Raw genomic sequence first — 25,051 nt, forward strand, 5'->3', positions numbered from 1 at the left:
CCACCCGAACGAGTGAGGACACCCAGGCCAACCTGCATTTATGCAGCTGGCGGTGGGGAATCCGCCCCTGCGGCGCTCAGCCCCTCAGCACCGCACCCGTACGCTCGCCCGCGAGGGCGACCGCGGCGTCCCGGGCAGCCGAGGCCTCGTCCACGGTCAGCGTCCGGTCACCCGCGCGGAACCGCAGCGCGTACGCCAGCGACTTCTTGCCGTCCCCGAGCTGCTCGGCGTTCTCGTAGACGTCGAACAGCCGGATGGACTCCAGCAGTTCACCCGCGCCCGCGCGCAGCGCCGCCTCGACCTCGGCGGCCGGGACGGGCAGGTCGACCACGAGGGCGACGTCCTGCGTGGCGACCGGGAACGTGGAGATCCGCGGCGCCTGCGGAACGGCGTCGCCCACCGCTTCCAGGGCGTCCAGGTTCAGCTCCATCGCGCAGGTGCGCTCGGGCAGGCCCAGGGCCTTCAGGACACGCGGGTGCAGTTCTCCCGCGTGGCCCACGACCGTCTCCGCGCCGTCGGCGACGACCACCAGGGCGGCGCAGCGGCCGGGGTGCCAGGGACCGTACTGCCCCTTGCGCACGACCAGCTCGGCGCCGGCCTCGCGCGCGACGACACGCGCCGCCTCGACCGCGTCGGCCCATGTGGCCGGACGGCCCTTGTCCCACCAGCCGGCCTGCTCGCGGGCGCCGGTGAGGACGACGGCCACGTGCCGCGGCTGCTCGGGCAGCGCGGCGTTCAGCGCGGCGATCTCCTCGTCGGTGGGACGCCGGTCGACGGGCAGGTGCGTGGCGGCCGGCCGCTCCTCGCGGGGGTGGAACACCAGCCCCGTCTCGAACAGGGCCAGGTCGTGGCTGCCCCGCCCGTCGTTGCGCCGCAGCGCACCGAGCAGACCCGGCAGCAGCGTCGTGCGCAGCGCGGGCTCCTCCTCGCTGAGCGGGTTGACCAGCTTGACGACGCGGCGGGCCGGGTCGTCGGACTCCAGGCCGAGCTGGTCGAAGACCTGCTCGCTGACGAAGGGGTAGTTCGGCGCCTCGACGTAGCCCGCTCCGGCCAGCGCGCGGCCGACCCGGCGGTGCAGCCGCTGGCGGTGGGTCAGGCCGCGGCCCGAGGGGAGCTTGGGCAGCGTGGAGGGCAGGTTCTCGTAGCCCTCCAGGCGAATGACCTCTTCGGCCAGGTCGTTCGGGTCGGCCAGGTCGGGGCGCCAGGACGGGACGGTGACGATCAGCTCGTCCTGCCCGTACACGTCGCAGCCGACCTCCTGGAGGCGGCGGACGACCGTCTCACGGCCGTAGTCGACACCCGCCACCCGGTCCGGGTGGTTGGCCGGGAGGGTGATGGTGTGCGGGGCCGAGGGCGCGATGACCTCGGTGACACCGGCCTCGGCCGTGCCGCCCGCGAGCAGCACCAGCAGGTCCACGGTGCGCTGCGCGGCGGCCGCGGCGGCCGCGGGGTCGACGCCGCGCTCGAAGCGGCGGGACGCCTCGGACAGCAGCTTGTGCCGGCGGGCCGTGCGGGCGATGGAGACGGCGTCGAAGTGGGCCGCCTCGATCACCACGTCGGTCGTGCCGTTGACGCCGTCCTCGCTGACCTCGTGGTCGGCGATCTCCGTGTTGGCGCCGCCCATCACGCCGGCGAGGCCGATCGGGCCGCGCTCGTCGGTGATGACCAGGTCCTCGGCGTGCAGCTTGCGCTCCACGCCGTCGAGGGTGACGAGCTTCTCGCCCTCCTGGGCGCGGCGCACACCGATGGTGCCCTGGACCAGCGTGCGGTCGTAGGCGTGCAGCGGCTGGCCCAGCTCCATCATCACGTAGTTGGTGACGTCGACGGCGAGCGAGATCGGGCGCATGCCGACCTTCTGCAGCCGGCGCTGCAGCCAGATCGGGGAGCGGGCCTCGGGGCGCAGGCCGGTGACCGTGCGGGCGGTGAAGCGGTCGCAGCCGAACGGCTCGGAGACCTGCACCGGGTAGCCGAAGGCGTTCGGGGCGGGTACGTCGATCAGCGCCGGGTCGCGCAGCGGCAGGCCGTAGGCGATGGCGGTCTCGCGGGCGACGCCGCGGATGGACAGGCAGTCGCCGCGGTTGGCGGTGACGGCGATGTCCAGGACCTCGTCGACCAGCTCCAGCAGCTCGATGGCGTCCTTGCCGACCTCGGTCTCCGGCGGCAGCACGATGATGCCGTGCGTGCCGTCGTCACCCATGCCCAGCTCGTCGGTGGAGCAGATCATGCCGTGGGACGTCTTGCCGTAGGTCTTGCGGGCGGCGATGGAGAAGCCGCCGGGGAGCGTGGCGCCGGGCAGGACCACGACGACCTTGTCGCCGATGGCGAAGTTGCGGGCGCCGCAGACGATCTCCTGAGGCTCACCGGTGCCGTTGGCCTGGCCGACGTCGACGGTGCAGAAGCGGATCGGCTTCTTGAAGCCCTCCAGCTCCTCGATGGTCAGCACCTGGCCGACGACCAGCGGACCCTTGAGGTCGGCGCCGAGCTGTTCGACGGTCTCGACCTCCAGGCCGGCGGAGACGAGCTTCTCCTGGACGTCGCGGCCGGTTTCCGTCGCCGGCAGGTCGACGTACTCCCGCAGCCAAGAAAGCGGGATCCGCATCAGATCTCCATCCCGAACGGCCGGGTGAACCGGACGTCACCCTCGACCATGTCTCGCATGTCCTCGACGTTGTGGCGGAACATCAGCATCCGCTCGATGCCGAACCCGAAGGCGAAGCCGCTGTACTTCTCCGGGTCGACGCCGCAGGCGGTGAGCACCCGCGGGTTGACCATGCCGCAGCCGCCCAGCTCGATCCAGCCCTCGCTGGAGCAGGTGCGGCAGGGCCGGTCGGGGTTGCCGACGGACTCGCCCTTGCAGACGTAGCAGAGCATGTCCATCTCGGCGCTCGGCTCGGTGAAGGGGAAGAAGTTCGGCCGCAGCCGGGTCTTCATGCCCTCGCCGAACAGGGACTGGACCATGTGGTCCAGGGTGCCCTTGAGGTCGGCCATGGTCAGGCCCTCGTCCACGGCGAGCAGCTCGACCTGGTGGAAGACGGGCGTGTGCGTCGCGTCCAGCTCGTCGGTGCGGTACACGCGGCCGGGGCAGATCACGTAGACCGGCAGCTCGCGCTCCAGCAGCGAGCGGATCTGGACCGGCGAGGTGTGGGTGCGCAGCACGACACCGGACTCGGTGCCGACGGAGCCCGCGGCGGAGCCGCTATCGGACGCAGTCTGCACGAAGAACGTGTCGGCCTCGCCGCGGGCCGGGTGGTCCGGGCCGATGTTGAGGGCGTCGAAGTTGAACCACTCGGCCTCGACCTGCGGGCCCTCGGCGACCTCGTAGCCCATGGCCACGAAGATGTCCTCGATGCGCTCCGAGAGGGTGGTGAGCGGGTGCCGGGCGCCGGCCGGGACGCGGTCGTACGGCAGCGTGACGTCGACGTCCTCCTCCACCAGCACGCGGGCGTCGCGCTCGGCCTCCAGCTCGGCCTGGCGGGCGGCGAGGGCCTTGTTCACGGCGCCGCGGGCCATGCCGACGCGTTTGCCGGCCTCGGCCTTGGCGTGCGGGGGCAGGGCGCCGATCTCGCGGTTGGCCAGGGCCAGCGGGGAGGCCGGGCCGGTGTGGGCGACCTTGGCCTCGTGGAGCGCGTCGAGGGAGCTCGCTTCGGCGAAGGCGGCGAGCGCCTCGTCCCGCATGCGCTCGATCTCTTCCGGTTTCAACGCCTCGACCTCGACTGGGTCGTACGACTTATTGGGTGCCGACATCTCTTCCCGTGCTTCCGATTGGCTGGCGGATGGTCCCCGAGACCGTTGTGGGCCGTGTGAAGGACACAAAGGTGCCAAAGGCCGAGTCTAACGGGGCGGAGGTAGGCGAATGCGCCCGTGGGCCACTAGGCGAGATACGCCGGGGCCGCCACGGGCAACGTAAATCGGAACTCGGCGCCGCCGACGGAGGCGCGGCCGACCGTGATGGTGCCGCCGTGGGCCTCGACGATGCCCTTGACGATGTACAGCCCGAGGCCGGTGCCGCCGCGCTTGCTGCCCCGCCAGAAGCGGGTGAAGACGCGGTTCATGGACTCCTCCGGGATGCCGGGCCCCTCGTCGCTCACCGTGACCGATGTGCCGGTTTCCTCGCCCTCGCGCGGGGATGCGCAGGGCGTGACGTCAATGGTGACGGTTCCCTCGCCGTGCCGCACGGCATTTTCGATGAGGTTGCTGAGCACCTGGTCGATCTTGTCGGGGTCGGCCCACAGGGTGGGCAGCGGCTGCTCGATGCGGAGCAGGAAGCGGCCGGCGGGCTGGCCGGCGGCGACGTAGGCCTGGATGTGCCGGGAGACGGCGGCCCCGATGTCGACGGGCTGCCGGCGCACCTCCAGGCGCCCGCTGTCGATCCGGGAGATGTCGAGCAGCTCGGCGATGAGCCGGGTGACCCGGTCGGCGTCGGCGTCGACGGTCTCCAGCATCAGCCGCTTCTGGTCGTCGGTGAAGCGTTCCCACTTGGCGAGGAGCGTGGCGGTGAAGCCCTTGACGGAGGTCAGGGGCGAGCGCAGTTCATGGGCGACGGTCGCGATCAGCTCGGCGTGGCTGCGCTCGGTGCGGCGGCGGGCCTCGGTGTCCCGCAGCGAGACGACGACCTGCCGGACCGGTCCGAGCGGCTCGTCGCGCACGTACCGCGCGGAGACCAGCACCTCCCTTCCGCCGGGCAGCAGCAGATTGCGCTCCGGCTGCCGCACCCGGATCGCGAGCCCGCGGTAGGGGTCGGTGAGCTGCCACCAGCGGCGGCCCTCCAGATCCTCCAGCGGCAGCGCGTTCTCCAGGGGCCGGCCGAGGGCGTCGGCGGCGCGCTGGGCGGTGATGCGGGCGGCGGCCGCGTTGAAGCAGACGACACGGCCGTGCTCGTCGGCGACGACGAGGCCGTCGGGGAGCTGGTCGGGGTCGAAGCCCGCCTGATCGCCGTGCCGGGGCAGGGGCGCGCGCCGCGCGTCCCGTCCCCCCGGCGCGGTGCTCGTGCCGGCCACACTCATCCCCGTACCCCACCTCTCAGACGGCGCAGGGCCCCGCACTGGTCACCCTACTAGCTCTCGGTGACGGAGCGGCACCCTCCGGAGGCGCGCTGTGCACGGGCCGACGCGTAGAGACATACGGCGGCGGCCGTGGCGAGGTTCAGGCTCTCGGCCTTTCCGTGGATGGGGACGCGGACGACGGCGTCGGCGAGCGCCCGGGTCTCCGCCGGCAGTCCCCAGGCCTCGTTGCCGAACACCCAGGCGGTGGGCCCGCCCATGGTCCCCTTGTCGAGTTCGTCGTCGAGGTCGTCGGTCCCGGCGCCGTCGGCGGCGAGGATCCGCACGCCGGCGCCCTTCAGCCCCTCGACGGCCCGCTCGACGGGCACGCCCACGGCGACGGGCAGATGGAAGTGGGAGCCCACCGAGGCGCGTACGGCCTTGGGGTTGTACAGGTCGACGGAGGCGTCGGTGAGGACCACGGCCTCGGCACCGGCGGCGTCGGCGCAGCGCAGCACGGTCCCGGCGTTGCCGGGGTCGCGCACATGGGCGAGCACGGCGACCAGTTTCGGCCGGGCGGCGAGGATCTCCTCGAACGGCGTGTCCAGGAACCGGCACACCCCGACCAGGCCCTGCGGGGTGACGGTGGTGGAGATCTCGGCGATGACCTCTTCGGAGGCGAGGTGCACGCGGGCGCCGGCGGTCCGTGCCGCCCCGATGATGTCGGCGTAGCGCTCCGCGGCTTCGACGGTGGCGAACAGCTCGACGAGGGTGGAGGTGCCTTCTGCCCGGTGCCCGGCCGCTTCCCTGACGGCCTGCGGCCCCTCCGCGAGAAACAGCCGGTCCTTGCCCCTGAAGTTCCGCTTGGCGAGCCGCCGCGCGGCGGCGACACGGGCGGACCGGGGGGAGATCAGCTCGGGGGTGGGCATCCTGTCCTTCACCTTCAAGAAAGTCTTCGTCGTGCAGCGCCGTCGCGCTGGAACGCCCCGTGAGGGGCGCGGGGAACCGCACGATCAGCCCCCACCGAGCCGCGACGGAACGGAATGGCCGGCCCGCCCCCAACAGCAGGACCCGCAAGCCGTGAAGCCTGCGGGTCCTCCAGTGAACGTCGGCCTAGAGCCGGCGCGGCGTCACGCAGCCTTGGGCGCGTTGACGTCCGACGGCAGTGCCTTCTGCGCGACCTCGACGAGCGCGGCGAACGCGTTCGCGTCGTTCACGGCCAGCTCGGCCAGGATCTTGCGGTCGACCTCGACGTTCGCGGCCTTCAGACCCTGGATGAAGCGGTTGTAGGTGATGCCGTTGGCGCGGGCAGCGGCGTTGATGCGCTGGATCCACAGCTGACGGAAGTCGCCCTTGCGCTTCTTGCGGTCGTTGTAGTTGTAGACCAGCGAGTGGGTGACCTGCTCCTTGGCCTTGCGGTACAGGCGCGAGCGCTGACCGCGGTAGCCGGAGGCCTGCTCGAGGATCGCCCGGCGCTTCTTGTGGGCGTTGACTGCCCGCTTGACGCGTGCCACTTGTTAACTCCTTGTAGCGGGGTCGTGGGGGTACTCACACGACCCGGAATCGATTCGGTCCCGGTCCAGACGCACGGCGCTCAGGGCGCCGCGCCGTCACTTGCCGAGAAGCTTCTTGATCTTCGCGGCGTCGCCCGGGGCCATCTCGGCGTTGCCGGTGAGGCGACGCGTGACGCGGGACGACTTGTGCTCGAGCAGGTGGCGCTTGCCGGCACGCTCGCGGAGCACCTTGCCGGAGCCGGTGATCTTGAAGCGCTTGCTGGCACCGCTGTGCGACTTGTTCTTCGGCATAGCGCCGTTATCTCCTCGTCGGTGGCGCTCCGGTGCCCGGTCGTGAAACCGGGCACGATGGAGCGTCGCTCTCTTGTATCGGTTACATCCTCGGGGACGTACGTCCCCCGGGATCACGCCTCGGCGGAAGCCTCGGCAGGGGCCTCGTCAAGGACCTCGTCGTGGGCCTCGGCGTTCACAGCGTCCGGGTCCGCGGCGTTCTGCGACTTACCGGGGTTCGCCTTCGCTTCGGCCTTGCGGGCCTCCTGCGCCTGGCGGGCCTCGGCCATCGCCTCGGTCTTCTTCTTGTGCGGACCGAGGACCATGATCATGTTGCGGCCGTCCTGCTTCGGGTTCGACTCGACGAAACCGAGGTCCTGGACGTCCTCCGCGAGACGCTGCAGCAGCCGGTAGCCCAGCTCGGGCCGGGACTGCTCGCGACCACGGAACATGATCGTGATCTTGACCTTGTCGCCCTGCTTGAGGAACCGGACGACGTGACCCTTCTTGGTGTCATAGTCGTGCGGGTCGATCTTCGGCCGGAGCTTCATCTCCTTGATGACCGTGTGCGCCTGGTTCTTGCGCGCCTCACGGGCCTTCATGGCCGACTCGTACTTGAACTTCCCGTAGTCCATGAGCTTGCACACGGGCGGACGGGCGTTCGCCGCGACCTCGACCAGGTCCAGGTCGTACTCCTGCGCAAGCTCCAGTGCCTTAGCGAGGGGGACGATGCCCACCTGCTCGCCACTGGGACCGACAAGTCGCACCTCGGGAACGCGAATCCGGTCGTTGATGCGGGGCTCGGCGCTGATGGATCCTCCTCGGTAGCACCACGCGACGGTCTGGCGGACAGCCGCGTAACGTCTTTGTTCCTAAGACCTAACCGCGCCGACGCACAAAAAATGCCCCGGCCGATCACAGGCGGGGGCTCCAACGGCTACCGGAGCACCGCCGCGGTGACCGCGGGGCGCAGTTCGGGCGGCTCCATCGTCCGTACGGAACGATGGTGGCCGCCTGACCGGGTGACCCGCCGTCCCGGAGGACGGTCAGGTGGGAGTTCGGAGCCTCCACTTGTGGGCTGGGCGCCCTGTTGTTCGCAGGGGATGTCCAGCCGGTCGTCACACAAGGTTAGCAGGACCGCCGGGGAAGGGCTAATCGAGGACCTCGTCGGCGGACCGCCTATGGTGTGGGGCATGAGTGAGACCCCTCCTGAGAACCCCGACTTCGACGCGATGACCCGGGACATCGCCGAGGTCCCCGCCGTCGAGGTGATCGTGACGGTCGCCGTCAACCTGATGAGCGCCGCCGCCGTGAAGCTCGGGCTGAGCGAGGAGGGCGAGAAGTACAAGGACCTGGACGAGGCCCGCAAGCTGATCACCGCGCTCGCCGGTCTGCTGGACGCCGGCGCGACCGAGATCAGCTCCTTCCACGCGGCCCCGCTGCGCGACGGCCTGAAGTCGCTCCAGCTGGCGTTCCGCGAGGCGTCGATCGTCCCGGACGACCCGGGCCAGGGACCGGGCGAGAAGTACACCGGCCCGGTCTACGGCTGACCTACTCCTTGATGTACAGGGGCTCGCCCGGAGGCGTTGTCCCGGCCGGCAGCAGTGCCAGGTCGAGGCCGCGCACCAGGCGGGCCCTCAGTGTTCCGTCGGCGGCGAGACGCTCGGCGACCGCACGGGCGGCCGGGGCGGGCGCCACGGCCGGGTCGAGGACGAGGGCGAGGGTGCCGTCGGCCTGTCCGGGCCCGAGGTGGGCGCGCAGCACGGCGGGCTCCGCCGCCACGACCGCCCGCACCGCCGCCACGACGGCCGGGTCGGCGAGCGGGTCGGTGCTGGTGCGGCCCTCGGCGAGGGCGAGCAGCGCCGGGCCGGTCAGCTCGAACGGCACCGGTCCGGCGAGGTCCAGCACCACCGTGTCGGCCTTCTCGTGGGCGGCGGCCTGGAGCGCCTGGTGCAGGGGTACGGCGACCGGACGGGCCTCGGGATCCCAGCGGGCGAGGGCGTCGGTGGAGGTGAACGCGGGCAGGGCGGTGCGGTGACCGGACTTCAGGGTGGGTACGGCCATGTCGCTGGTCTTCTCGCGGCGCAGCCCGTTCTCGTCCTCCTCGACCTCGCCGAGCACGGCGACGACGGGGACGAGCAGGCGGGCGCCCTTGAGCGCCTGGAGCACGGGGGCCAGGGCGCCGCGGTCCTCGGCCCAGGCGGCGAGCGCGGCACTCAGTGCGGGGTCGGCGGAGCCGTCGTCGTCGGAGAAGCCGGGGTCGGGAATGTTCTTGTTCGCCACGGTCACCGACCCTATAGGCACCTCCCCGGACCGCCGCACGGGAGCCTTCACCGAAGTCTCAGCGTTCCCTGATCCCCGTCTCGTGCGCGTCCCACGCGGCGCACGTCCGCGGTCCGAGCATCGCGGCCATGGAGTCCTCAAGAGCCCGCCGCGGCCGTCGTGCGCGTCCGCCCCGGCGCCGTCCGCTGCTGTACGCCGGGCCGGCCGTGGTCGCGGCGGGCGGGGTCACGGCCGGCGGCACCGCGTATGTGAAGGCGCGGGCGTGCCCGGGGGCGGCGGCCGTATCGTCGGCGGCGCCCCCGGTCGCCTCCCCGGCCGGGGCGGGAAGGGAGGCAACCGTGACGGAGCCGGCGGTGGACCGGGACGCGCTGCTGAGCAAGGCGATGGCGGGGGTGAGCGTGCCCTCGGGCGCGCGGGTGTCGGCCGCGGTGCTGGCGGTGGACTCCGGTGAGAGCGCCGCGTACGGCGACGCGGCCTTCGACACGGCGAGCATCGTCAAGGTCGACATCCTGGCCGCGCTGCTGCTCCAGGCGCAGGACGCGGGACGGCGGCTGACGGCGGCCGAGCAGGCGTGCGCCACGAAGATGATCGAGAACAGCGACAACGCGTCCGCGACGACGCTGTGGCACGCCATCGGGCGGGCGGCCGGCCTGGACGCGGCCAACCGGCGCCTGGGGCTGACGGCGACCCAGGGCGGCGAGGGTGAGCTGTGGGGTCTGACACAGACCACGGCGGCGGACCAACTCCGCCTGCTGCGGCAGGTGTTCACGGCGGACTCCCGGCTGAGCGCGGCCTCCCGGACATCTCTGCAGGCGCTGATGAAGTCGGTCGAGGCGGACCAGCAGTGGGGGGTGTCGGCCGCCGCGGAGGGCGGCTCGTGGGCGCTGAAGAACGGTTGGCTGGCGCGCAGCACGACCGGGCTGTGGGACGTGAACAGCATCGGACGGGTGACGGTGGACGGCACCGACCACCTGGTCGCGGTGCTGTCGGAGGGCACGCGGAGCCAGGCCCGGGGCATCGCGCTGGTGGAGGAGGCGGCACAGGCGGCGGTGTCGGCGTTCACCGGCAAGTGATCGGTAGGAACCGGCAGCGATCGAGATGTGTGCGTCGGGTGATCTGGAGCGCAGTGCCTCTCGTACGCCCGACTCGCCGATCTCTCACAGCCGGTGGCCTCGTGGCCGCCGCCGTCCCCCTGCCGGTGTCCGCTCCGGCAGGCCCTCGCCGCACAGCTGCCGGAGCCGGTGCGGAAGACGCCGCACCCTCAGACCGTTTTCCTGCGGCCCCGCCACAGCACCACGCCCGCCACCAGCAGGACCCCGCCGGCACTGCCGGCCAGCGGGCCCGCCCAGTCGGAGGCCGAGGAGGTGGCCTCGGGGGCGTCCGGGCCGGCGCCGAAGTACTTCTCGCCGTACGACGCCACCTGCAGGCCCTGCGGTCTCAGACGTCCGGCCGCCTTCAGCGCCGCCGCCGGGTCGATCATGCCGAAGCCGCGGGAGTCGTCCCGGCCGCCGACCGGCGCGTCCCGGGCGGTGTCCTCCAGGAGCGACTTGACCTGGGCCGGGCTCAGGTCCGGGTGGGCGGCCTTGATCAGCGCCGCCGCGCCGGAGACGAAGGCGGAGGCGGCCGAGGTGCCCCAGCCCTCGTAGTACTTGTGGTCGGGGTCGGCGATGACCACGTTGACGCCGGGCGCACTGACGGCCGAGTACCAGCGGCGGGTCGAGAAGGAGGCGCGGGTGCCGTACTTGTCCACGGCGGTCGCGGCGATGACGCCGGGGTAGGCCGCCGGGTAGGAGATGTGATCGCCCTTGTCGCCGCCGTTGCCCGCGGAGGCGACGACCACCACGCCCTTCTTCAGGGCGTACTGCACGGCCTCGTCCTCGCTGGGCTCGGGATGCGCGGAGTTCGAGTCGTCGCCGAGGGAGAGGTTGATGACGTCGGCACCGTGGTCGGCGGCCCAGCGGATGCCGTCGGCGAGGGCGTTGCCGCGGCTGGTGCGGGCCTTGGCGCGGGCGGGGTCGCCGTCCTCCAGGATCACCCGCACGGGCAGGATCTTCGCCTCGGGAGCGACGCCCATGACGCCGGCGGTGCCGCCCGGGCCGTGGCCGTGCCCGGCGATGATGCCGGCCATGGCCGTGCCGTGCCGGGCCCATGTGCGGTCGCCGGGCCCGGCGCCGAAGCCGATCATGTCCTTGGCGGGCAGGACGTTGCCGCCGAGGTCGGGGTGGTCGGCCTCTACGCCGGTGTCCAGGACGGCGACGGTGACGCCGCGGCCCTTGGTGGTGTGCCAGGCCTCGTCCAGGTGCAGCGCCGACAGAGCCCACTGCTGGACGCGGATGCCGTCGGCGTGGGCCGCGGTGGACGGCAGCAGGGCGAGGGAGCCGCCGAGCAGCAGGCTCACCGCCGCTCCGGCCCGGTGAGCGCGGGCGCGGCCGCATATCGATCGCCTCATGAGGGTTTCTCCGTGGCCGTGCCGATGCTCTGGCGCAGGCGCCGCTCGATGCGGTCGGCCAGGCCCTGGGCCTCGTTGCCGAGACCGGCCTGGGCCGGTGCGGTGGTGGCACCGTCGCTGACGGCGTCGGCGGCGGCCTGGGGCGCGTCGACGCCGCGGCCGTCGGCCCAGCCGGAGACGGCGTAGGCGACGACGGGGGCGTCGGTGAGGACGGAGATGGTCCAGGAGGCGCGCTGCTTGTCCCCGAAGCCGGCCGCGGGGGTGCCCTCGGCCGCGTACGGACGGGGCATCAGATCGGTCCGCCGGTCCAGGCGCTCGGTGCGGAAACGGTGGGCGAGCGCGGACATGGCGGCGGGGTCGGCCCTGGTGAACAGCAGGCCGACCGTGGTGACGTAGCTCTGGGTGGCGTCGGTGTAGGTGGCGCGCAGCAGCCGCTGGCAGCCGACGGGGGCGAGGACCTTCTGCAGCAGCGGGTCGAAGGCGTGCGCGCAGCCGCTGTCCGGGGCCACGGCGATCCTGCTCCAGGTGCGGTCGGCGCCGCCGGGGCCGGCACCGGTGCCCTGGACGGTGGGCGGGAAGAGCTGGTCCACGGGGGCGTTGTGCCAGAGCGTCCCGGCGCTGGCGAAGTGGTCGCCCGGGGCGTCGTCCCCGTCGTCGGTGAGCCAGATCCCGGTCACGGCACCGCCGATGAGGCCGAGGCCGAGCACGAGACAGGCGGCGGCCACGGCGGTGCGGCGCCCCACCAGGTGCGGGGCCGGCTCGCCGAAGGCCTCGGGCTCCGCGAACGACACGACGGGCCGCGCGGCCGCGGCGGCACTCCAGGACAGCGCCGGGTCCGGCACGGCCGAGACCGTGGAGGCCGCCGGGCCGGCCGGACGGGCGGGCGCGAGGGGACTCCACTCCGCCTGCGCGCGCCCGGCGGACACGGCGGCGGTACGGCGCTCACCCCCGCGCGCGGCAGGCACGGGCGCGCCGCCGGAGCTCCCGGACTCCGCGGACCCGGTGACCTGCCGGAGCCGGGCCGTCGTCTCCGCGGAGGTCTCCGCCGGACGTCCCGGCCGCCGGGGCGCCGGGTCCGTGCGGGGGACGGAGCCGTCCCTACGCGGCTCACGCCCCGTGCTGGGCGGAGCATCGGGGAACCGGGCCGAGGCGGGCGGCGGGGGCGGAACGGCGGGCTCGGCGCCCTCGGGCCCCCTGGGATACCGGCCGCGCACGCCGGCACCCCTTTCGGCACCCTCCCCCGCCGCGGGGCCCTCGCCCAGGGCCCGTCCGGAGCCACCGGCGGACGGCCGTCCGGTACCGCCGGCGGTCGTCCGGCCGTCCCGCCCGTCAGCACCGGCGGAGGACGAGCCGGTGCCGGTGCCCGCAGCCGAACCGTGGCGCACGAACCCCGAGGCGGACTCCCGGCCGGCACGCGCGAAGTCGTCGGTGAAGGACACACCCTCACCCGCCGACCGCCCGGCGGAACCCGAACCCTGGCGCGCGAACCCCGCGGCAGACTCCCGGCCGTCGCCGGCGGGACCACCCGCACCGGGCAGACCCTCACGCGCGAAGCCACCGGTGCCGGTCAGGCCGTTGCGGGCGAGGTCACCCGTGGACGACCGGCGCTCGTGGGCGAAGCCTCCGGCGACGGGCGAGCCGCCGCGTGCCGGGCCGTTGCCCGCGGCCGGGGGGCCGTCGGCGGGTGCGGTGCCCCCGGCGGGCGGCAGGTCGGTACGGGCCGGGGCTCCGGCGGGCGGGCGGGGTGTGCGGGGGGTGAAGACCGACGGCTCGTCGTCGGGGTCCTCGGACGAAACGGCGGGAGCCGGCTGGGGCGCCTGGGCGGGTGCCGGTGGGCGCTGGGGTGTGCGTGGTGCGGGCGGCTCGGTGCCCGCGCCGGCCGGGCGGGCGGGCGGGGCCGAGGGGCGCGGCGGGACGGCCGGGCGGGGTGGGGCCGAGGGGCGCGGGGGGATGGGTGCGTGGCGCGCTTCCGTGCTCATGCACCCCCCGTTTCCTCGTGCCCGGGCCGTCCTCACGTACGCGGGCCGCTGCGCTGCTCGGCCGCACCCGGTGCGGAAGCTCCGTTCCGGGCACGCATACCCGTACGGCCGGACCGGCATCCCGGTTCAGGTGAAAGCGGCCGAGCGCCTTCCGCCGTACGTGCGCGTCACTCTACGGCTTGTCCGGGGCCAAGACCGAACCTGTCCGGGGCCCCGGGGCATCTGCCCGGAACGTCCCCCTACCCTGCGGTAATCCTGTCTGGCACGCTTCCGTCATGACTGCGCGCGCCGCCGACCGGGCCCGTTACGACCGGGCCACCGCCCATCTCGACGCCCCTCTCGCGATCGTGGACCTGGACGCCTTCGACGCCAACGCGGCCGATCTCGTCCGCCGGGCCGCCGGCAAGCCGGTCCGGGTCGCCAGCAAGTCCGTGCGCTGCCGTGCCCTGCTGGAGCGCGTCCTGGCGAAGGACGGCTTCCAGGGCATCATGTCGTTCACCCTGGCCGAGTCCCTGTGGCTGGCCCGCTCCGGGTTCGACGACGTCCTGCTGGCCTATCCGTCCGCCGACCGCGGCGGGTTCGCGGAGCTGGCCGCCGATCCCAAGCTCGCCGGTGCGGTGACCGTGATGGTGGACGACCCGGCGCAGCTCGACCTGATCGACGCCGCCCGCGACGGCGGACGTGAACCGGTGCGCGTGTGCCTGGAGTTGGACACCTCGCTGCGGCTGCTGGGCGGCCGGGTCCGGGTCGGGGCGCGGCGCTCCCCGCTGCGCTCCCCCGCCCAGCTCGCCGAGCTGGCCCGCTCGGTGGCCCGGCGGCCGGGCTTCCGGCTGGTCGGGATCATGGCGTACGAGGGGCATGTCGCGGGCGTCGGGGACGCGGTGGCCGGACGGCCGTTGCGGTCCCGGGCGATCCGGCTGATGCAGGCGGCGGCCCGCCGGGAGCTGGCGGAGCGGCGCGCCGCGGTCGTGCGCGCGGTGCGGGCCGTCGTCCCCGGCCTGGAGTTCGTCAACGGCGGCGGGACGGGCAGTGTGCAGCACACCGCCGCCGAGGACGCCGTGACGGAGATCGCCGCCGGTTCGGGGCTGTACGTGCCGCGGCTCTTCGACAACTACACCTCGTTCACCGGCCGTCCGGCGGCCCTGTTCGCCCAGCCCGTCGTACGGCGCCCCGGGGTCGGCGTGGTCACCGTGCTGGGCGGCGGGTATCCGGCCTCCGGTGCGGCCGGCCCCGACCGGCTGCCGGTGCCGTACCTGCCGGAGGGGCTGGCGTACGACCCCCAGGAGGGGCCCGGCGAGGTGCAGACCCCGCTGCTCGGCTCGCCCGCCGACGACCTCCTCATCGGCGACAAGGTGTGGTTCCGGCACGCGAAGGCGGGCGAGCTGTGCGAGCGGTTCGACGCCCTGCACCTGATCGAGGGGGGCACGGTCACCGCGACCGTGCCCACCTACCGGGGTGAGGGACACACGTTCCTCTGACGGGTCGCGCCCTACACGGGCGTGACGTACGCGCCCGCGATGCCGCCGTCCACCAGGAAGTCGGTGGCGTTCACGAAGGAGGAGTCGTCGCTGGCCAGGAAGGCGACGGCGGCGGCGATCTCCTCGGCCTCGGCGAACCGCCCGAGGGGGATGTGCACGAGCCGGCGGGCGGCCCGCTCCGGGTCCTTGGCGAACAGTTCCTGCAGGAGCGGGGTGTTCACCGGTCCCGGGCAGAGGGCGTTGACCCGGATGCCCTCCCGGGCGAACTGCACGCCCAGCTCGCGGGACATGGCGAGTACGCCGCCCTTGGACGCGGTGTACGAGATCTGCGACGTCGCCGCGCCCATCCGCGCCACGAAGGACGCGGTGTTGATGATGGACCCCCTGCCCTGCCGGCGCATGTAGGGGATGGCGGCCTTGCAGCACAGGTAGACGGAGGTGAGGTTGACCTCCTGGACCCGCTTCCAGGCCTCCAGACCGGTCTCCAGGATGGAGTCGTCGTCGGGCGGGGAGATACCGGCGTTGTTGAAGGCGACGTCGACGCTGCCGTAGGTGTCGTACGCCGTCTTGAACAGCGCCTCGACCTGCTCGGGGTCGGTGACGTCGACCTTCACGAAGAGTCCGCCGACCTCGTCGGCGACGGCCTTGCCGCGGGCCTCGTCCACGTCCGCGCAGACCACGTGGGCGCCCTCGGAGGCGAGCCGGCGGGCGGTGGCGAGGCCGATGCCGCTGCCGGCTCCGGTGACGACGGCGGTACGGCCGACCAGGCGGCGGCAAACAGATTCTGCGGTCACTGTGCGGGGCCCTCCGTGCTGGGGGAGACGTTGCTGATGAAGACGTTCTTGGTCTCGGTGAAGGCGGTCAGGGCGTCGGGGCCCAGTTCACGGCCGAGGCCGGACTGCTTGTAGCCGCCGAACGGGGTCCAGTAGCGGACGCTGGAGTGGGAGTTGACGGACAGGTTGCCCGCGCGGACGGCCTGGGAGACGCGCAGGGCGCGGCCGAGGTCCCGGGTCCACAGGGAGCCGGAGAGGCCGTAGGGGGTGTCGTTGGCGAGGCGGATCGCGTCCTCCTCGTCGGTGAAGGGCAGCAGGACGGCGACGGGGCCGAAGATCTCCTCGCGCGCTGCCGGGCTGTCGTGCCGCTCGCCGGTGAGCACCGTCGGCGGGAACCAGAAGCCGGGGCCGTCGGGGGCGCTGCCGCGCAGGGCCGGGGCGTCCTCGGGAACGTACGCCCGTACGCGGTCCAGCTGCTGCCGCGAGATCAGCGGGCCCATCTGCGTCTTCTCGTCGGCGGGGTCGCCCACGACGACGGCGGCCAGCGCGTCGGCGAGGAACTCGCGGGCCTCCTCGAACACCGACGCGTGGACGAGGACGCGGGTGCGGGCACAGCAGTCCTGGCCGGAGTTGTCCAGGAAGGAGAAGGGGTCGAGGGCGGCCCTGAGGTCGGCGTCGGCGAAGACGATGTTGGGGCTCTTGCCGCCGAGTTCGAGGGTGACCGGCTTGACCAGCCGGGCGCAGCGCTCCATGACCTCGCGGCCGGTGCGGGTGGAGCCGGTGAACACGATCTTGGCGACGTCCGGGTGGTCGACCAGGGCGCGTCCGGCGGTGTGGCCGTACCCGGGCAGCACCTGGAAGACGTGCTCGGGCAGGCCCGCCTGAAGGGCCAGTTCGGCGAGGCGGAGCGCGGTGAGCGGGGTGGTCTCGGCGGGTTTGAGGACGACGGCGTTGCCGGCCGCGAGCGCCGGGAAGGAGCCCCAGGCGGCGATCGGCAGGGGGAAGTTCCAGGGGGCGATCACACCGACGACGCCGAGGGGTTCCTGGAAGGTGACGTTCCAGCCGCCGGGCACCGGGATCTGCCGGCCGAGGAGGCGCTCCGCACCGCCGGCCGCGTACAGCAGCAGGTCACGGGCGTTGCCGGCCTCCCAGCGGGCGTTGCCGACGGTGTGACCGGCCTCGCGGACCTCCAGCTGGGCGAGTTCCTCGACGTGGGCGTCGACGGTGTCGGCGAAGCGGCGCAGCAGCCGGGCCCGGTCGGCGGGGGCGAGTGCGGCCCAGCCGGTCTGGGCGCGCGAGGCCCGTACGACGGCGGCGGCCACGTCCTCCTCGCTCGCGGCGGGGACGGTGGCGACGACCTCTTCCGTGGCGGGGTTGAGGACGGTCAGCTCGTGCGGGTCGGACACGTGATCACCTTTCACAGGCGTTGTCACAGGCGTTGTCACAGGCGTTCGAAGGAGCGGCGCAGTTCCCAGTCGGTGACCGCGGCGTCGAAGGCCTCCAGTTCGACGCGCGCCATGTTGCGGTAGTGGGCCACGACCTCGTCGCCGAAGGCGGCCTTGGCGATCGGGCTGTTCTCCCACAGCTCGGCGGCCTCGCGCAGGGTGGTCGGGACGTGCTCGAAGCCGGCGGTGTAGGCGTTGCCGGGACAGGGGTCGGGGAGTTCGAGTTTGTGCTCGATGCCGTACAGGCCGGCCGCGACGAGGCCGGCGACGGCGAGGTACGGGTTCACGTCCCCGCCGGGGAGGCGGTTCTCGAAGCGCAGGGAGCGGCCGTGGCCGACCACACGCAGGGCGCAGGTGCGGTTGTCGTGGCCCCAGGCGACTGCGGTGGGGGCGAAGGAGCCGGGCTGGAACCGCTTGTAGGAGTTGATGTTCGGGGCGTACAGGAGGGAGAAGTCGCGGAGGGCGGCGAGCTGTCCGGCGAGGAAGTGCCGCATGACGTCGGACATGCCGCCTTCGCCGTCTCCCGCCATGGCGTTGTTCCCGTCGGCGTCGGCGAGCGAGAGGTGGATGTGGCAGGAGTTGCCCTCGCGCTCGTTGTACTTGGCCATGAAGGTGATCGAGACGCCTTCCTGGGCGGCGATCTCCTTGGCGCCCGTCTTGTACAGCGCGTGCTGGTCGCAGGTGACGAGGGCCTCGTCGTAGCGGAAGGCGATCTCGTGCTGGCCGGGGTTGCACTCGCCCTTGGCGGACTCGACGGTGAGGCCGGCGCCGGCCATGTCGTTGCGCAGCCGGCGCAGCAGGGGTTCGATGCGGCCGGTGCCGAGGATGGAGTAGTCGATGTTGTACTGGTTGGCGGGGGTCAGGCCCCGGTAGCCCGCGTCCCAGGCCGCCTCATAGCTGTCCTTGAAGACGATGAACTCGAGTTCCGTGCCGGTCTGGGCGGTGTAGCCGAGCTCGGCGAGCCGCTCCAGCTGGCGGCGCAGGATCTGGCGGGGCGCGGCGACGACCGGGGAGTCGTCGTTCCAGGCGAGGTCCGCGACGAGCAGGGCGGTGCCGGGGTGCCAGGGGATGCGGCGCAGGGTGGCGAGGTCGGGGTGCATGGCGAAGTCGCCGTAGCCGCGTTCCCAGGAGGACATCGCGTAGCCGTCGACGGTGTTCATCTCGGTGTCGACGGCGAGGAGGTAGTTGCAGCCCTCGGTGCCGTGGTGCAGGACCTCGTCGAGGAAGAAGCGGGCGGCGAACCGCTTGCCCTGGAGACGCCCTTGCATATCGGGGAAGGCCAGGACGACAGTGTCGATCTCACCACTCGCGACGAGGGCGTGCAGTTCCTCGACGCTGAGCGGGGGTGTGCGGTCTGCCACGGGAGAGCCTCCTTCGGCGCCTTCGCGCTTTTTCGGCCGGGCCGGGAGCCATAAGGTATTGCTCAGAACCATTGCTTGGGAAGGGGGTAAGGCCGGATGTCCTGGGAGAGTGACACTCAGGGGGTGGGTGACCGGCTCGCTCCGGTGCTGCGGCCGGTGCGGGCGGGCAACGGCTTCGAGGAGGCGCTGGAGCAGATCCTCCAGGTCGTGCGGCTCGGCCTGGTGCCGGGCGGGCAACGACTGCCGGCCGAGCGGGAGCTGGCGGAGCGGCTCGGCATCAGCCGGGTGACGCTGCGCGAGGTGCTGAAGGTGCTCCACGACCAGGGGCTGGTGGAGGCACGGCGCGGGCGCTACGGCGGGACGTTCGTGCTGCCGCGCACGGACGCCGGCGGCGAGGACGAGCTGCGGCGCCGGATCGCCGAGGTCGACATCGAGGACATGCTGCGGTTCCGCGAGGTCCTGGAGGTGGGCGCGGCCGGGCTGTGCGCGGCGCACGGACTGACACAGGAGCAGGCGGACCGGCTGCGCGTGGCGCTGGACCGCACGCACGAGGCGCCGCTGGCGGACTACCGGCGCGCGGACACCCTGCTGCACCTGACGCTGGCCGAGCTGTGCGGGTCCCCCTCCCTGACCGCCCAGTACGCGGCGGTCCGGGCCACGGTCAACGACCTGCTCGACTGCATCCCGCTGCTGGTGCGCAACCTGGAGCACTCGCAGCGCCAGCACACCGCGCTGGTGGAGGCGGTGCTGGACGGGGACGCGGACGGCGCGCGGGAGATGATGCGCGAGCACTGCGCGGGCACGGCGGCGCTGCTGCGGGGCTTCCTGACATGACCCTCACTCTGCAAAGGTATGAGCGTGCACCTTTGGATGACTGGGAGGGCGGCGTGACCGGACGGCCGTTGATCGGTGTGAGCACGTATCTGGAGACCGGTGCCCGCTGGGGCGTGTGGGAACTGGAGGCGGCCCTGCTGCCCGCCGCCTACCCACGGCTGGTGCAGCGGGCCGGCGGGCTGGCCGCCCTGCTGCCGCCGGACGCGCCCGGGCAGGCGGCGGCGACGGTGGCCCGGCTCGACGGGCTGGTCATCGCGGGCGGCCCGGACGTGGACCCGGCCCGGTACGGCGCCGAGCGCGACCCCCGCAGCGGCCCGCCCGCGCCGGCCCGCGACGCCTGGGAACTCGCCCTGATCGAAGCCGCCCTGGCCGCGGGGACACCGCTGCTGGGCGTCTGCCGGGGCATGCAGCTGCTGAACGTGGCGCTCGGCGGGACGCTGGTGCAGCACCTGGAGGGGCACACGGAGGCGGTCGGCGTGTTCGGCGGCCACCCGGTGAAGCCGGTGCCGGGCAGTCTGTACGCCGGGATCGTCCCGGAGGAGACGACGGTGCCCACGTACCACCACCAGGCCGTGGACCGGCTCGGCACGGGACTGGTGCCGTCGGCGTACGCGGCGGACGGCACGGTGGAGGCGGTCGAGCTGCCGGCGGACCGCGGCTGGGTGCTGGGCGTGCAGTGGCACCCCGAGATGGGCGAGGACCCGCGCGTGATGCGGGCGCTGGTCACCGCCGCGGGCTGAGCGGGACAGCGCCGGCAGGGACGCGGCCGTCCGGGGGCACAGGTGCCCGAGGGGCGGCCGCTGCCCCTCGCCACTTCGGGACACTCCTTCGGGAGGTGGTCACAGCCGCTTTCCGAGCCACTCCAGGGCTGCCTCGCCCTGGGCGCGCTGGAAGGGGCGCAGCGTGGGCAGGCCCGGTGGCGGCGGGTTCAGGGAACTGCGCAGGAAGTAACCCGTGAGGGCGGCCAGCGCGGCGCTCACGGCGTCCGGGTCGGCGTCCCGGCCCAGCGGGTGCGCGGTGAAGACCTCCTCGGGATCGGGGCCGCCCTGTGCCCGCACGCACGGCAGCATGACGAGCAGGTCGAACCAGGGCGCGGCGCGCAGGGCGTGCGGCCAGTCCACGAAGACGACGCCACCGTCGCCCGTGAGCAGCACGTTGTCCGCGCGCAGGTCGCCGTGGGCCAGGGTGTCCCCCGAGGCGCCCTCGGTCCAGCGGGCTTCCAGCGCGGCGAGGTCGGGCAGCCGGGCGGCGGTCCGGGCACCGAGCCGGTCGCGCACGTCACCGGCCACGCCGTCCAGGAGCCTGCGAAAGCCGCTGAAGTCCTCGGCCAGGTCGTCCGCGACGGACGGAACGTCGAGGGGGCACGGCGTGCCGGTACGGCCGAGCACGGTCACGGCGTCGAGCACCCGGCGCAGCTCGTCCGGTCGCCAGGGCACCTGCGGCTGCCGCCCCGCCACCTCCTCGAAGACCAGCGCCACCCACGTGCCGTCGTCGTACGTCCCGAGCAGCCGGGGCGCGGGTACGGCGGCCGGGAGCGCGGCGGCGTTGCGTGCCTCCCGGCGGTGCAGGCGGGGGCTGTGCGCATTGGCCTCGGCGCTCACCGCCTTGACGAAGCCGGTACCGCCCGCCGCCGTGCGCACCCGCGCCGCCACGCCGGGGGAGAAACCGCCGCGCTGTGTCCGCGCCCGTACGACCGGCGCTCCGAGCATCTCGCCGACGGCGTGCCGGACGGCGGCGGGGAGGTCTTCCCAGGGGGCGCGGACGCCGGTGGCGGGCGGGGCGGTGAGAGCCATGCCGGCCATGGTGCCGGGCCGGTGAGCGGCGTGGCCAGCGGTTTTGCGGGGGCGCCGTAGGGGTCGCGGGACGCTCCCGGGTGCGGCGAGGTACGCGGCGAAGCCGCACTAACCCCGCGTCAGCGACAGCAGCTCCCGTGCGGGTCCCGTCGGCCGATGCCCCGTCGGCCAGACCGCGCGCAGCTCACGCCGCAGCGAGACGTCCTCCACCGGAATGCTGACCAGGCGCCGCGTCGACAGCTCCTCCCCCACCACCAGCTCGCTGAGGACGGAGGGGCCCGCGCCGCTGACCGCCGACGCCTTGACCGCCGTGGTGGAGGACAGCTCGATCAGGGGACGGGCGAGGCCGCCGAGCGCCGCGTCCAGGACCTGGCGGGTACCGGAGCCGCGCTCACGCAGGATCAGCGGCGTGACCGCCAGCTCATGGGCCGTCAGGGGACGCCTGCGGCGGGCCCACGGATGGCCGGGGGCGGTGACGACGATCAGCCGGTCATGGGCGATGACGGCGGAGTCCAGGCCCGTCGGTACCGTCAGCCCCTCCACGAACCCGAGGTCAGCCTCCCCGGACAGCAGCAGCTCGGCGACCTTCGCCGAGTTGCCGGCGAGGAGGGACACCGCCGTGTCGGGGCGTTCGGCGTGCAGCGCGAGGAGCCAGCCGGGCAGCAGGTACTCGGCGATGGTCATGCTCGCAGCGACCCTCAGGCGTGAGTCCCGCCGGTCCCGCAGCGCCCGCGCCCCCGCGTCGAAGGCCGCCGCCGCCTCCACGACCCGGCCGGCCCAGTCCGTCACCAGGGCCCCGGCGTCCGTGAGCCGGGAGCCGCGCGGCGAGCGGTCGACCAGGGCCACGCCCAGCTGCCGTTCCATGGAGCGGATCCGGCTGCTGGCGGCGGGCTGGGTGATGCCGACCTCGCGCGCCGCCGCACCGAGGCTGCCCAGCCGCGCCACCGCCAGCAGCAGTTCGAGTGCGGCCAGGTCCGGCACCCGGTGGGCCAGTGATTCCGCGCGCTCCCGCCGCCCCTGCTCCTCGCTCATAAGACCAGCTTATGCCCCCATAGGAAGGAACCTCCTGGTCAGGGACGGGCCGGGGCGCGACCTTGGAGGTGTGGTCACCGTAGCCGAGCCCCTCCCCGTCCCCTCCGTCCCCCGCGCCCGGCTCCGCCGCCTCGGGCCCAACTGGTACGCCTCCGTCATGGGCACCGCCGTCCTCGGCTCGGCCGGCCTCACGCTGCCCGCGCACGCGGAAGCGCTGCGCGATCTCTTCGAGGGCGCCTGGGCGCTGTCCCTGATCATGCTCGTCGCCCTGCTGGCGGCCCGGGCCCTGCACTGGACCCACCACCGCGACCAGGCCCGCGCCGACCTCCTCGACCCGGCCACGGCCCCCTTCTACGGCTGCCTGTCCATGGCCCTGCTGTCGGTCGGCGGCGGCGCCCTGACGGCCGGGCAGGACCTGATCGGCGCCGGCACGGCGGTGGCCCTGGACACGGTGCTGTTCACCGCCGGTACGGCGGTCGGGCTCGCGGCCGCCGTGGCCGTGCCCTACCTGATGGCCGTACGGCATCGCGTCGAACCCGCGCAGGCGACGCCGGTGTGGCTGCTGCCGCTGGTCGCGCCGATGGTGTCGGCCGCGCTCGGCCCGCTGCTCGTGCCGCATCTGCCGGCCGGACAGCCCCGCGAGACCCTGCTGCTGGCCTGTCTCTCGCTGTTCGGGCTGAGCCTGTCCGCGACGCTGCTGATGCTGCCCCTGGTCTTCGCCCGGCTGGTCACCTGCGGCCCGCTGCCGCTCGCGCTCACCCCGACCGTGTTCCTGGTCCTCGGTCCGCTCGGACAGTCCGCCACCGCGGTCGGCAGGATCGCGGACGCCGCTCCCGGGGTCGTACCGGCCCCGTACGACCGCGGCCTCGGCGTCTTCGCCGTGCTGTACGGGGTGCCGGTGACGGGGTTCGCGCTGCTGTGGCTGGCGCTGGCGAGCGTGCACGTGGTGCGGGCCCGGCGGCAGGGCATGGGGTTCGCGATGACCTGGTGGGCGTTCACCTTCCCGGTGGGCACGTGTGTCACCGCCGCCGCGGTGCTCGCCCGGCACACCGGGCTCGTCGTCTACGACGGGCTGGCCGTCGGGCTGTACGCGCTGCTCGCCGTCGCCTGGTCGGCGGCGGCCGTCGGCACCGTGCGCGGCCTGCTCAGCGGCGAGCTGCTGCCAGCGCCTCGGCCAGCACCCGGGGTGCTTCGGCCAGCGACGGGCCGTACCAGGTCAGGTGCCGCCCGCTGACCAGGGCGCAGGGCAGCCCGGGGAAGGACTCCGGGCCGTCGTCGGCGGTGAAGCGGTAGGGCTCGTCGGGCAGCACCACCAAGTCCGGGGCCGCCGCGCGCAGTTCCTCCAGCGGCACGCGGGGGTAGCGCTCGGGGTGGCCGGCGTAGCGGTGGTCGACGCCGAGCCGGGCCAGGACGTCGCCCGCGAAGGTGTCCCGGCCCAGGACCATCCAGGGCCGGCGCCAGATCGGTACGACCGCCCTCGTACGCCCCTGCGGCCGCGGCGGCGCCGTCCAGGCGGCCTCCGCCCGTTCCAGCCAGCCCGGACGCCGTGGCGCACCGCACGCGGCGAGCACCCGGTCCAGCTCCGCGAAGGCCTGCGGCACGCTCCGCACCTCGGTGACCAGCACGCGAAGGCCCGCGGCGCGCAGGGCGTCCAGGTCCGGCGCGCGGTTCTCCTCCTCGTTGGCGATCACCAGGTCGGGGGCGAGGGCGAGGATGCGGTCGAGCTTCGGGTTCTTCGTGCCGCCGATCCGGGTGACGTCCAGGCCGGCCGGGTGGGTGCACCAGTCCGTGACGCCGACGAGGGCTCCGGGGAGCGTGACGGCCACCGCCTCGGTGAGAGACGGCACCAGGGAGACGACCCGCGCCCCGGCGGGGGGACGTGCGCAACCGGCCATGACGAGATCCTCGGGCGACCGGCTAGCGTGAGCGGTCCTGTACGGCCTCGATGTGTTCGGCGACCGCCACCACGATGACCCGCGTGTCCGGCACCGTCGCCCGCCAGCGGTGCCGTACCCCGCCGGTCAGATACAGGGTGTCGCCGCGACCGAGGCGATACGCGCGCCCCTCCGCCTCGATCTCCACCGCACCGTCGGCGACGTACATCAGCTCGTCGTTGCGGTGCTGGAACTCGCGGCCGGCGTCGTGGTCGCCGATGAACTCGGAGGCGTGCAGCTGGTGGTGGCCGCGCACCAGGGAACGGGTGCGGGGCTCGAAGTCGTCCGGGTCGGCCGGGTCGGCGCGCACGACGTCCACGCTGGCCGCCGGGTCGGCGGCGGCAAGGAGTTCGACGGCCGTGGTGCGCAGGGCGTCGGCCAGCTTCTCCAGCGAGGTGCGGCTGGGACGGGCCCGGTCGTTCTCGACCTGGCTCAGGAACGGCACCGACAGACCGCTGCGCTCGGCCACGACGGCGAGGGTCAGCTCCAGGGCCCGGCGGCGCCGCCGGACGGCCGCGCCCACCCGCACGGGCTGTTCTTTGTGGTCGCCCATCGCTCCGGCTCCCTCCCTCGCTCGTCGTGCCGCTGTCCGGGTGCCCGGGTCGGGACGGACCCGTCTGATGACTTCTCTGCACCCTACGCATGTTCGGCAAACCGTTTCACGCCCCTGTCACATCCCCGGCACACCGCGGAGCCCCCACCCTCACGGTTCGCGCCAGCGCGACAGGGGCTCGGGATCTCCTGGGGCCGAGTACCCAGCGGGGGTGAATATGCCGACCAGCTGGGCCGCACGCCTCCGCACAGGCCAACGGTCATCACCCTCAGTGATTGGCCGGATTCTTGCCGTACCCCGTGATGCCGCGAGGGGCGGGCCCGCCGAACGCCCTGCGGCGTACGGCGGCGCCCGCCCCTCGGGTGGCGGTCCGG

General features: G+C 73.6%; 23 protein-coding genes. 6 read left to right on the plus strand and 17 right to left on the minus strand.

What is annotated here, in order from left to right; translation table 11 throughout:
- Window positions 1-76 precede the first annotated feature (76 nt).
- The 7 genes from pheT to infC form a co-directional block, all read right to left on the minus strand.
- Window positions 77-2,599, minus strand: coding sequence for a phenylalanine--tRNA ligase subunit beta (pheT, locus tag IO33_RS0108360; protein WP_031162002.1), 2,523 nt, complete (start codon window positions 2,597-2,599; stop codon window positions 77-79).
- Window positions 2,599-3,744 (minus strand): phenylalanine--tRNA ligase subunit alpha, encoded by a 1,146-nt coding sequence (gene pheS / locus IO33_RS0108365; RefSeq protein ID WP_031162004.1) that lies wholly within the window; start codon window positions 3,742-3,744, stop codon window positions 2,599-2,601. The genes pheT and pheS overlap by 1 nt, the downstream gene beginning before the upstream one ends.
- Before the next feature lie 125 nt (window positions 3,745-3,869).
- Window positions 3,870-5,003, minus strand: coding sequence for a sensor histidine kinase (locus IO33_RS0108370; RefSeq protein WP_031162006.1), 1,134 nt, complete (start codon window positions 5,001-5,003; stop codon window positions 3,870-3,872).
- Between the two features lie 50 nt (window positions 5,004-5,053).
- Window positions 5,054-5,908 carry a TrmH family RNA methyltransferase gene (locus IO33_RS0108375; protein WP_031162008.1) on the minus strand — a complete coding sequence of 285 codons (855 nt, stop codon included), beginning with the start codon at window positions 5,906-5,908 and terminating at the stop codon, window positions 5,054-5,056.
- A gap of 201 nt (window positions 5,909-6,109) precedes the next feature.
- Window positions 6,110-6,493, minus strand: coding sequence for a 50S ribosomal protein L20 (gene rplT, locus IO33_RS0108380; protein ID WP_006141703.1), 384 nt, complete (start codon window positions 6,491-6,493; stop codon window positions 6,110-6,112).
- A gap of 96 nt (window positions 6,494-6,589) precedes the next feature.
- Window positions 6,590-6,784 (minus strand): 50S ribosomal protein L35, encoded by a 195-nt coding sequence (gene rpmI / locus IO33_RS0108385; protein ID WP_003977225.1) that lies wholly within the window; start codon window positions 6,782-6,784, stop codon window positions 6,590-6,592.
- Between the two features lie 113 nt (window positions 6,785-6,897).
- The gene (infC, locus tag IO33_RS0108390) at window positions 6,898-7,575 is read right to left on the minus strand and encodes a translation initiation factor IF-3 (RefSeq protein ID WP_078963406.1); all 678 of its coding nucleotides are present in this window, start codon (window positions 7,573-7,575) and stop codon (window positions 6,898-6,900) included.
- Window positions 7,576-7,956: 381 nt separating this feature from the next.
- Between infC and IO33_RS0108395 the strand changes: the two genes are divergently transcribed.
- Window positions 7,957-8,313, plus strand: a complete 357-nt coding sequence (locus tag IO33_RS0108395) for a DUF1844 domain-containing protein (RefSeq protein WP_031162014.1) — start codon at window positions 7,957-7,959, stop codon at window positions 8,311-8,313.
- 1 nt (window position 8,314) lies between these two features.
- Here IO33_RS0108395 and IO33_RS0108400 read toward each other — a convergent pair whose 3' ends face one another.
- Window positions 8,315-9,046: an SseB family protein gene (locus tag IO33_RS0108400; protein ID WP_031162016.1), complete on the minus strand. Its 732-nt coding sequence runs from the start codon at window positions 9,044-9,046 to the stop codon at window positions 8,315-8,317.
- Window positions 9,047-9,174: 128 nt separating this feature from the next.
- Here IO33_RS0108400 and IO33_RS0108405 point away from each other — a divergent pair, with 128 nt between their 5' ends.
- Window positions 9,175-10,119 (plus strand): serine hydrolase, encoded by a 945-nt coding sequence (locus IO33_RS0108405; protein ID WP_031162019.1) that lies wholly within the window; start codon window positions 9,175-9,177, stop codon window positions 10,117-10,119.
- A 188-nt stretch (window positions 10,120-10,307) separates the two neighbouring features.
- Here IO33_RS0108405 and mycP read toward each other — a convergent pair whose 3' ends face one another.
- Together mycP and IO33_RS52300 are read right to left on the minus strand one after the other, a co-directional pair.
- Window positions 10,308-11,495: a type VII secretion-associated serine protease mycosin gene (gene mycP, locus IO33_RS0108410; protein ID WP_031162021.1), complete on the minus strand. Its 1,188-nt coding sequence runs from the start codon at window positions 11,493-11,495 to the stop codon at window positions 10,308-10,310.
- Window positions 11,492-13,474 carry a hypothetical protein gene (locus tag IO33_RS52300; protein ID WP_280921761.1) on the minus strand — a complete coding sequence of 661 codons (1,983 nt, stop codon included), beginning with the start codon at window positions 13,472-13,474 and terminating at the stop codon, window positions 11,492-11,494. Before IO33_RS52300 ends, mycP begins: the two co-directional genes overlap by 4 nt.
- A 275-nt stretch (window positions 13,475-13,749) precedes the next feature.
- On the opposite strand from IO33_RS52300, the gene IO33_RS0108420 reads away from it, so the two are divergent.
- The gene (locus IO33_RS0108420) at window positions 13,750-14,952 is read left to right on the plus strand and encodes an amino acid deaminase/aldolase (RefSeq protein WP_031162025.1); all 1,203 of its coding nucleotides are present in this window, start codon (window positions 13,750-13,752) and stop codon (window positions 14,950-14,952) included.
- Window positions 14,953-14,963: 11 nt separating this feature from the next.
- Here IO33_RS0108420 and IO33_RS0108425 read toward each other — a convergent pair whose 3' ends face one another.
- Genes IO33_RS0108425 through IO33_RS0108435 form a run of 3 tightly spaced genes read right to left on the minus strand, consistent with a single transcriptional unit; the run spans window position 14,964 to window position 18,531 of the window.
- Window positions 14,964-15,746, minus strand: coding sequence for a 3-oxoacyl-ACP reductase (locus IO33_RS0108425; protein WP_031162027.1), 783 nt, complete (start codon window positions 15,744-15,746; stop codon window positions 14,964-14,966).
- Window positions 15,743-17,131: an aldehyde dehydrogenase family protein gene (locus tag IO33_RS0108430; protein WP_031162030.1), complete on the minus strand. Its 1,389-nt coding sequence runs from the start codon at window positions 17,129-17,131 to the stop codon at window positions 15,743-15,745. The genes IO33_RS0108425 and IO33_RS0108430 overlap by 4 nt, the downstream gene beginning before the upstream one ends.
- Window positions 17,132-17,166: 35 nt before the next feature.
- Window positions 17,167-18,531 carry a glutamine synthetase family protein gene (locus tag IO33_RS0108435; protein WP_031162032.1) on the minus strand — a complete coding sequence of 455 codons (1,365 nt, stop codon included), beginning with the start codon at window positions 18,529-18,531 and terminating at the stop codon, window positions 17,167-17,169.
- Window positions 18,532-18,627: 96 nt separating this feature from the next.
- On the opposite strand from IO33_RS0108435, the gene IO33_RS0108440 reads away from it, so the two are divergent.
- Together IO33_RS0108440 and IO33_RS0108445 are read left to right on the plus strand one after the other, a co-directional pair.
- Window positions 18,628-19,365 (plus strand): FadR/GntR family transcriptional regulator, encoded by a 738-nt coding sequence (locus IO33_RS0108440; protein WP_031162034.1) that lies wholly within the window; start codon window positions 18,628-18,630, stop codon window positions 19,363-19,365.
- A 53-nt stretch (window positions 19,366-19,418) separates the two neighbouring features.
- Window positions 19,419-20,105, plus strand: coding sequence for a gamma-glutamyl-gamma-aminobutyrate hydrolase family protein (locus IO33_RS0108445; protein ID WP_031162035.1), 687 nt, complete (start codon window positions 19,419-19,421; stop codon window positions 20,103-20,105).
- Window positions 20,106-20,204: 99 nt separating this feature from the next.
- Here the strand turns inward: IO33_RS0108445 and IO33_RS0108450 are convergent, their stop codons facing one another.
- Entirely contained in the window at window positions 20,205-21,158 is a 954-nt protein-coding gene (locus IO33_RS0108450) for a phosphotransferase (RefSeq protein WP_031162037.1), read from the minus strand.
- 108 nt (window positions 21,159-21,266) lie between these two features.
- Window positions 21,267-22,190 carry a LysR family transcriptional regulator gene (locus IO33_RS0108455; protein WP_031162039.1) on the minus strand — a complete coding sequence of 308 codons (924 nt, stop codon included), beginning with the start codon at window positions 22,188-22,190 and terminating at the stop codon, window positions 21,267-21,269.
- Window positions 22,191-22,260: 70 nt separating this feature from the next.
- On the opposite strand from IO33_RS0108455, the gene IO33_RS0108460 reads away from it, so the two are divergent.
- The gene (locus tag IO33_RS0108460; protein WP_031162041.1) at window positions 22,261-23,424 is read left to right on the plus strand and encodes a TDT family transporter; all 1,164 of its coding nucleotides are present in this window, start codon (window positions 22,261-22,263) and stop codon (window positions 23,422-23,424) included.
- Here IO33_RS0108460 and IO33_RS0108465 read toward each other — a convergent pair.
- The gene (locus IO33_RS0108465) at window positions 23,336-24,085 is read right to left on the minus strand and encodes a helical backbone metal receptor (RefSeq protein WP_031162043.1); all 750 of its coding nucleotides are present in this window, start codon (window positions 24,083-24,085) and stop codon (window positions 23,336-23,338) included. The genes IO33_RS0108460 and IO33_RS0108465 overlap by 89 nt on opposite strands.
- A gap of 22 nt (window positions 24,086-24,107) precedes the next feature.
- Window positions 24,108-24,677: a helix-turn-helix domain-containing protein gene (locus tag IO33_RS0108470; RefSeq protein WP_031162045.1), complete on the minus strand. Its 570-nt coding sequence runs from the start codon at window positions 24,675-24,677 to the stop codon at window positions 24,108-24,110.
- Window positions 24,678-25,051 lie beyond the last annotated feature (374 nt).

Origin of the sequence: Streptomyces durhamensis (assembly GCF_000725475.1) — a bacterium.
In the GTDB taxonomy this organism is placed as follows: Bacteria; Actinomycetota; Actinomycetes; order Streptomycetales; family Streptomycetaceae; genus Streptomyces; species Streptomyces filipinensis.